This is a genomic window from Streptomyces huiliensis (assembly GCF_020037025.1).
Taxonomy (GTDB): Bacteria; Actinomycetota; Actinomycetes; order Streptomycetales; family Streptomycetaceae; genus Streptomyces; species Streptomyces huiliensis.
The window spans coordinates 1-331 of the sequence record NZ_JAIQLH010000579.1 but is presented as its reverse complement, the minus strand read 5'-3'; the positions used below and the strand labels follow the sequence as shown (position 1 = coordinate 331).

The following is a 331-nucleotide window of genomic DNA, read 5'->3' as shown; positions in this document are numbered from 1 at the left end:
GTCGCGCAGCCGCTCGTCGAGAACGGGCGCGGGCAGAGACGCCCGGCAGCCGAGCCGTCCGGCCGCGTCCGCCATGGCCTCCCACGTCTGCCGGGCGCGGAGGTACGGCGAGACGACGACGGCGTCCGGGACCGTCGCGGCCAGCCACCGGCCGAGCCCGGCGGCCTGCTCCCGGCCGAGCGGGGTCAGCGGTACGCGCAGGTCGGCACCGGCGGGCAGCACGGCGGGCGTGCCGGTGGCGTGGGCCCGGTCGAACAGGACGTTGGCCGTGCTCTGGCCGTGCCGGACGGCGATCAGCTCGGCGGGGAGGGCGGCGGCGGCCACGGGCGGC

Annotated in this window: 1 protein-coding gene; it reads right to left on the bottom strand. The window is 80.1% G+C overall.

What is annotated here, in order from left to right; all coding sequences use genetic code 11:
• Positions 1-331 (bottom strand): phosphoglycerate mutase family protein (locus tag JNW98_RS35950; protein WP_308015716.1); only part of this gene is annotated, 331 nt, incomplete at both ends.